At 38.0% G+C, this 6901-nt stretch carries 7 protein-coding genes; 1 reads left to right on the forward strand and 6 read right to left on the reverse strand.

The window, feature by feature from the left end:
* Position 1: 1 nt before the first annotated feature.
* From IM509_RS14495 to IM509_RS14520, 6 genes are all read right to left on the reverse strand, one after another.
* Positions 2–739 (reverse strand): septal ring lytic transglycosylase RlpA family protein, encoded by a 738-nt coding sequence (locus tag IM509_RS14495; RefSeq protein ID WP_185236918.1) that lies wholly within the window; start codon positions 737–739, stop codon positions 2–4.
* A gap of 953 nt (positions 740–1692) precedes the next feature.
* Complete coding sequence (locus IM509_RS14500) at positions 1693–2025, reverse strand: DUF5615 family PIN-like protein (RefSeq protein ID WP_072927574.1); 333 nt, start codon at positions 2023–2025, stop codon at positions 1693–1695.
* Entirely contained in the window at positions 2022–2246 is a 225-nt protein-coding gene (locus tag IM509_RS14505; protein ID WP_002745983.1) for a DUF433 domain-containing protein, read from the reverse strand. Before IM509_RS14505 ends, IM509_RS14500 begins: the two co-directional genes overlap by 4 nt.
* A gap of 338 nt (positions 2247–2584) precedes the next feature.
* A complete protein-coding gene (locus IM509_RS14510; RefSeq protein WP_052276958.1) occupies positions 2585–2890 on the reverse strand; it encodes a DUF1257 domain-containing protein in 306 nt (101 codons plus the stop codon).
* A gap of 78 nt (positions 2891–2968) precedes the next feature.
* A complete protein-coding gene (locus IM509_RS14515) occupies positions 2969–6148 on the reverse strand; it encodes an NACHT domain-containing protein (protein ID WP_072927572.1) in 3180 nt (1059 codons plus the stop codon).
* 61 nt (positions 6149–6209) lie between these two features.
* Positions 6210–6635: a DUF29 domain-containing protein gene (locus IM509_RS14520; RefSeq protein ID WP_072927569.1), complete on the reverse strand. Its 426-nt coding sequence runs from the start codon at positions 6633–6635 to the stop codon at positions 6210–6212.
* Positions 6636–6719: 84 nt separating this feature from the next.
* Between IM509_RS14520 and IM509_RS14525 the strand changes: the two genes are divergently transcribed.
* On the forward strand, positions 6720–6901 hold a 182-nt coding region (locus IM509_RS14525), incomplete at its 3' end, for a helix-turn-helix domain-containing protein (RefSeq protein WP_272079382.1).

Raw genomic sequence — 6901 nt, forward strand, 5'->3', positions numbered from 1 at the left:
ATTATCTGCCTAAAACTTCCAAGACCACTGGGGCAACTCCCGACTGGAAGACACCGATAATCGCTGCCGCACCTCTGGAGAGGTCGATGACGCGACCACCGCTAAACGGACCGCGATCATTAATTCGCACCACCACCGAGCGCCCATTACGCAGATTAGTTACCCTAACCTTGGTGCCGAAGGGTAGATAGCGATGGGCGGCAGTTAAACCACTAGAGTTAAAAGTCTCACCACTAGCGGTGCGACGACCGTGGAAACCGGAACCATACCAAGAGGCCATTCCCCGTTTACGGGGGCGACTGCTGGTTTTTGTCCCTTGGGTTGTTTTCGGCTTCTCTGGCGGTGTCACTGAGGTAGGATTGCTGGCCGGGACTGGTTTGACTTGATTGGGTTGTGATTGGGGTTGTATCGTCGAAGGAATGGCCTCTTGGGTTCGGGGTGTAACGCTTGCTGGGACGGTATTTTCTTTGTCCACTAGGGACTCCAAAGTTTTAAGAATTTCGTTAGCATTATCTTGAACCGAACGTGATACTTTAATATCTGAATCGAATGTTCGACTATTAGAAAAAGCGGACAGAAAGGTTTGAGTAGTTGACTCGATAACAGTTTGACGACCTACGCTAATATCCGTCAGGCTGTTGCTGTGTCCTGCTGTCTGGGAACAAATTATCGAGGCTGTAGTCCCCACTACGGTAAGGGCAGTTACAGCTTGTAGTTTGTTGATCAGTTGTTTATTCATAGACTTTCTTATTGCTCGTTAGCAAGTTCCCAATGCAAAGCTGAAGGAATTTGCTAACATTCCTTTTTGCTTGCAAAGCTAACTTGGTTGCGTTCTGTTCAACCGTATCACGGAAAATCGGTTGGTCATTACGAGAATTTATATCGTTATCGGGCAAGAGAATCAAAAATTTAAATAAAGGGTTGACTTGCGCTAAAAACCAAGTTAAGATGGGAAGTTTTTAATTTTTTGTCTCCTAGAGGGGGGCAAGATTAGGAAAACTTGGGGAATTAGTGAAATTTCGAGAGGTAATAACGCTAGTATTGACAAGGCTTTCAGGGATTATCAGCCTCCCTCGATTTCCCTCTATAAATGCAGATAATGATTAATAAAACTGTTGTCTTCGCTACAAAAAACTAGATTTTTAATATTAATGTTAAATCGGACTAAGGATCAGAGATTAAAAATTATAATAGGGGCTTGACAAGCAACTAAAAATAAGCTGTTATTAGCCAAACTTAACTATAGAATCAGAAATGCTGATACAGGCTAATACTAAATCCTGTTTAAAAGGGATAGGGAAGTGGGGGATTGGGGAAGTGGGGGATTGGGGAAGTGGGGAAGTGGGGGATTGGGGAAGTGGGGGATTGGGGAAGTGGGGGATTGGGGAAGTGGGGGATTGGGGAGTATTTTGCTGTGAACAGTGAACTGAAAACCCGCATCTGAATCACTGAATACTGGATACTGAAGACCGACTCCTAACCCCACGAAAAGCTTTTTCGGCAAACTCTATCTAATTGTGTGTTGGGTTTCCTTAGGTCAATCCAGTTAGAAAATTAATCGCAGTAACGCACCAATTTAATGACAAAGTTGGTGCGTGGGGTGCGGATTGTTAATTTTGGTTTTTCATCAAAATTAGTAACCGCCTAACGCACCCTACAAGATTAGGCGATCGCAAAATGATGCGATCGCACTCAACCTAATATCAACAGACTTTCTGTTTCACTATCAAAAAATTCAACAATAATTAAAAAATAACCTCTTAAAATTTCGATAATTTTTGAAGTGGGACTATTACCAATACGAAGATAGATAAATTTTGGTGGATGACCATATAATAGACTGCGCTGATGAAAATCGGAGTCTTTAGAGACAATTACAAAATCGTTGAATTTGGCAAATTCCCAGATAAGTGCATCATCAGTATTGATCAGTCCTAAAGTCTTGACGTGCTGAGAATCAGCATATAAATCAATTATTTTATCAATAATCCGATCTGACAAATTTTCATCTAATAACAGTTTCATAAAGAGGTGATAAATAATTTTTTCTCTCGATCAGCAGCAAAAGCCAAACAAGCTTTGATATCCTCGGAAGTTAATTCTGAAAAATCCTCAAGAATTTCTGCTTCTGTCATTCCTGCTGCTAAATATTCTAGAATATCGTACACAGTTATACGCATTCCTCGAATGCAGGGTTTTCCGCTTCGTTTTCCTGGTTCAATGGTAATAATGTTTTGGTAACTCATAATGCTTTAATTATTTTGACCTTCCCAATTATATCTTATTCGATGACAGAGATCGCACTCCACCCCACCGACAAGAACGATCACCCTTCAACTTCGTAAGTACCTAGGCAAAATTAATTACACATATCTAACCCCCCCTTTGCCTCTTGCCTCTTGCCTTTTGCATTTCTTCACCAGGAAATTTATTTTGCACGACTACTTACCACTCTTAGGGTGTAAAGTGCGAAAGCATAATGCACCAATTTAATAATAAATTTGCTGCGTGGGGTGCGGATTGTTAATTTGAGTTTTTTAACAGAATTAGTAGCCGCAAACACGCACCCTACAAAATTAGCAGATTAGAGATTGCGCTTATTTAAACCTCTCTCTTTAATTTCTTTAAGGGTTTTATTAACAGCATATTTTGCATTGATACTCTTAATCAATTCAGTTTGATCATGTTTTTTAGCAACTCCCGATAAATCAGCAATTAAGTCAAAACTTCCGTCGGTATTAAGATTCCAACCTAGATCATAATCTCCCTCTAGCACAGCAACAATATCTGCTCTAACTCTTTGACCGTTAAAACCACGAACATCTGCTTCACGTTTAACTATTATTCCTAAATCCTGCAAAGATTTTACTAAAATTTCAGGATCAGTTATTTTAGTTGTTAAAGTAGAAAAATAACCGCCAGTGCTTCTTTTGTTCTGACTATCCCACTCTCTTTTGTTCTGACTATCTTAATCGGGATTTCTCCAATCTCTGAAATTACTATAGTAAAGAAATTCTTGAAAACCTTCTTTGATTTTAGCATCTACATCCGTTCTAGCTAATATGGTTTCGATAATTGCTCCTATTTCCGAGTCATTTGTTATTCTACCTAATGCCGTCAAAAATCCAATAATTTCCCCTTCAGCCTTATTAGCTAGTTGTTGAATAATGGGTAAAGTTTGAGGATTATCTCGCCAATGGGTTACTAAAGCTACAATTGCTTCTGATTCACCCTTATTAGCTTGTTGTTGAATAATGGGTAAAGTTTGAGGATTATCTCGCCAATGGTTTGCTAAAGCTTGAATTGCTTTTGATTGACCCTTGTTAGCTTGTTGTTGAATAATGGGTAAAGTTTGCGGATTATCTCGCCAATGGGTTACTAAAGCTTTAATTGCTTCTGATTTACCCTTATGAGCTTGTTGTTGAATAATGGGTAAAGTTTCAGGATCATCTCGCCAATGGTTTGCTAAAGCTTCAATTGCTTCTGATTCACCCTTATTAGCTAGTTGTTGAATAATGGGTAAAGTTTGAGGATTATCTCGCCAATAATTGGCTAAAACTTCAATTGCTTTCCATTGACTTTTATTCGCTTGTTGTTGAATAATGGGTAAAGTTTGATGGTGATCTCGCCAATGAATTACTAAAGCTTCAATTGCTTCTGATTCACCCTTATTAGCTAGTTGTTGAATAATGGGTAAAGTTTGCGGATTATCTCGCCAATAATTGGCTAAAGCTTGACCTGCTATACCTGCCGCTGATTCACCTTGTCTAGCAACTTCCTGTAGATAAACTAACGCCTCAGAATGAATTTTAGCAATTCTAGATAATTGATTAACAGCTTTTCTTTCGCAATTCCGGTAATTTTGCTCAACTGCTATGGCTTGAAGAACACTCCATCCTGTCCGATCATTTTGCCAGATATTTCCGATTTTAGCAATTATTATTTCCTTAAAATAATTACCAGCATACCTATAAGACGTTAAGGATTGAAGACTATCTAACAATCGCTGACTTAGTTCAACATAAATAGACTGGTTTCGCAATTCTCCATAACAATCTGCTGCCAAAAAAAGATGAGAAATTTTTTTATATGTTTCCTCCATATCAAGGAGATAGTTAATTAATTCTTCAGCAACTTCTTTGGGAAATTCTGCACTTAGCATCCCCATCAATAAACATAAAACTTCTTTCCAAACAGGATCTGAATAATGTTCTCCAAATACTTTGGTTTTCAATTCCTCAAGAGTAATTCCGTCTGGGAATCCTCGGTTTTTAAATCTTTCATAAAACTCGCAAGCACAAAAGTATTCTAAAAAAGTTCGATGAACAAAAGCAAAAGCATTGCCACCTAAAGAACAAAGAATAAAATTACGATAGCGCAGTTGTTTGATAATTAAATCAGTCAGATCACTAGCATCTCGTTTGTTAATTCCCGTTCCTTCAAGATATTGAGTCAAAATATTTTCTAATTCTTCCTTATAGATTAAATTAGCATCTAACCCTTTTTCCCCTGCTTGCATGGCACTTGCGACTAAACGCAGAATGTCCCTTTTATCTCGTAGATCAATATTATAAAGATATTTTTTCAGTTCAGGATCAATTAATCCTTCCTTGGTTTCAAAATCCCATTGATGTAATAACACCTCTGACGCTTTTTCATAAAGTTTTGAGCGATCTCTTGGTAATTCTTGAGTTCGATTTAGAATAGCCATCATCGTTAATAATAAAGGATTTCCTGCTAATTCTCGAATCGCTTTTGACTCCTTAATTGCCTTTTGTAAACGTTCTTGTTTTTGGGTTTTATCATCTCGATTTTCAAAAGCTAAATCATGCCAACGTTTGATAAAATCTTCAATCTGATCTTTATCTAAATCTTGGATCATAAAATGTTCAAAACCAGCATGATTTAATTCTTCTGCTTTATATCCTAACCAGCGAGAAGTGACAATAATCTGCACTTGAGGATATTGAATACTAAAACGTTTGATATCCGTGACAATTTCTTGTCTTAATTGAGGATTAAAAACTTCATCTAAACCATCAAAAAGCACAAGAGCCTGACCTTTTTTAAGCTTATCATCTAAAGCAAGTTGATTGAGATGACAAATCAGATTACCTTGATGGAAAAATTCTAGAATATTCTTACACTTTTTTTCATCCTTATCTCTGGCATAAATACGCAATTCTATCAAAAGAGGAAGGGGAAGCAAAACACGCTGACTGAGTTCTTTTTCAGCCCAATTTAAAGCTAAATACTGTAATAAACTCGATTTTCCCGCACCCGGATCACCTAAAATTACAGTTCTTGGGTATTCAGAAGAATTGACGATATTCAAAACAGGATCTAATTTTTCATTGACATATTCTTGCCGTTTTCGTTGTAGTTCTGCTTGAGTAATTTCTCCCCTATCTACAAGTTCCTGCAGCACTTCTTTAGGTAATTCATAAAGTTGAGGAATAAATTGTTTGCATCGTCTCACATTTTGCGGCACAAACATTCGCCAGAGTTTGATTTGCTCATAAGTCGTTGTGTCTAAAGATTCTAATTTAAGATGGCCATATTCCTTTTTTAAGCCTTCGGCATAGTCATCTAAATTGTAATCTGTTTTAACTCCTGCTATTTCTTGAATATTTTGGCTATCTTTATTCTGTAACTTAACTAAAAAAACGGCTCTTAGCTTTTCAGAATTTTGAATAATTTCCTGAGTTTTTCTCAAATAAAATTTACCGAGTTTTTCCCAGTTAAATTTAGCAGGTAACGGCGATAAATTGAGTCTTTGCCAAGATTGAGCTAACGTCAAAGTATCAAGAATTTGACAATCAATATCAAAAGCATCCCCTAAAATAGGTTTAACTTGGTCATCTTTAATAAAAGTCTTGAGAGGTTTTTCAAAGTTTTTAATTTGATCATCTTCCAGATCGGCCATTTCTAACTGTTGCTGAAAGAGTTCTAAAAACTCCTTCATTGCTTTGCCATAAGCTTCTTTTTGAACATCTTTTTCGGGTAAGTGTAACACTTTACCTAGACTATTTTTAAAAAATTCCTTTCCGTAATCTTTTGCACCCTCTATTGCCAACTCTTGCATTACTGAACGAACAAGCGAACCTGCGGCTTGAGTAACCCCCCAGACAATTAACGGGTCAACCATGGCGATAAACTTAAGATTCTGTGGATACTATCTAAGCTTACCAACTTTAATCGTTTTTCGCCTATCGTTCCGACAAATGAAGAGAACGATTTAAAATATCCTCAATACCGTAGGGACAAACGGGGGGAAACTCTAATCCCGTCTCTCTAAAGGCATCGCAACAAGCAACAGCATAGAGTTTAAATAGGCTTTCATCGGTTAAATATCGCCTTAAACTGGGGCTATCGTCCAAATAAAGCCTAATATTAGCTCTTTCTCCTTGAATAGTTCCCAACCAACCCCTGGATCGCCGTTGAGGTTGATACTCCCACTTTAATAAATGATGCAAAATTAATCTGAGACTAGCGAGTAAGCGATCGCGCTCCCGTTTCGACAAATCCCGCACCTCTTCGACTAAATTCTCAATATCTAACTCGGAAAACCGACCAGAGGCTAATAAATCGGCCATTTGTTCGGCCCAAAGTCCAAAGTCTTGCTCATCGAAAATTTGGGTCTGAAACCCCGTCGTTCTACGACGGCTTTACTGTTAAATATGAGCATCGTTTACGAAATATATGCTAAAACGTGAGGTATGGAAAAAGCCTACTCGTTCCGATTTTACCCCACACCCGAACAAGAGTCGCTATTGCGGCGCACATTGGGCTGTGTAAGATTAGTTTACAACAAAGCTCTCCACGAACGAACACAAGCTTGGTACGAAAAGCAAGAAAGAGTAGGCTACGCTCAAACTTCTTCAATGTTGACCGATTGGAA

The sequence above is a fragment of the Microcystis sp. M31BS1 genome (assembly GCF_020245285.1).
Classification (GTDB): Bacteria; Cyanobacteriota; Cyanobacteriia; order Cyanobacteriales; family Microcystaceae; genus Microcystis; species Microcystis panniformis.

Coding starts and splice junctions, on each gene's coding strand:
- IM509_RS14500 (WP_072927574.1), bottom strand. CDS start 2,025: ATGAAACTGTTATTAGATGAAAATTTGTCAGATCGGATTATTGATAAA.
- IM509_RS14505 (WP_002745983.1), bottom strand. CDS start 2,246: ATGAGTTACCAAAACATTATTACCATTGAACCAGGAAAACGAAGCGGA.
- IM509_RS14515 (WP_072927572.1), bottom strand. CDS start 6,148: ATGGTTGACCCGTTAATTGTCTGGGGGGTTACTCAAGCCGCAGGTTCG.
- IM509_RS14495 (WP_185236918.1), bottom strand. CDS start 739: ATGAATAAACAACTGATCAACAAACTACAAGCTGTAACTGCCCTTACC.